Source organism: Aminobacter sp. MET-1 (assembly GCF_026521175.1).
In the GTDB taxonomy this organism is placed as follows: domain Bacteria; phylum Pseudomonadota; class Alphaproteobacteria; order Rhizobiales; family Rhizobiaceae; genus Aminobacter.
Genome location: NZ_JAMSHL010000146.1, coordinates 1 through 252, shown reverse-complemented (window position 1 = coordinate 252; position 252 = coordinate 1). Strand labels below are relative to the sequence as shown.

Annotated in this window: 1 pseudogene; it reads right to left on the bottom strand. The window is 58.3% G+C overall.

Annotation, left to right across the window (positions count from 1 at the left end):
- Positions 1 to 252: pseudogene (locus NDO48_RS29390) on the bottom strand (sensor histidine kinase); the annotation flags it as partial.

Below are 252 nucleotides of genomic sequence, written 5' to 3'. Positions count from 1 at the left end.
CGCTCAGGTCATCCTGCAATTCGGGATCCGGGTGTTCGCGTCGCATTTCCTTAAGCAGTACGCTCATGGTCGACAAAGGCGTACCCAACTCGTGGGCCGCGCCCGCTGCCTGGGTCGCCACAGCCAGCAGTTGTTTATCGCGTAACCCTTCTTCACGACGCAACGCCCGTAACTCTTCTTGACGTCGCAGCTCTTCGGCCATGCGTGCAGCAAAGAAAGTAATAACGGCTGCCGACAGCGCAAAACTCAGCC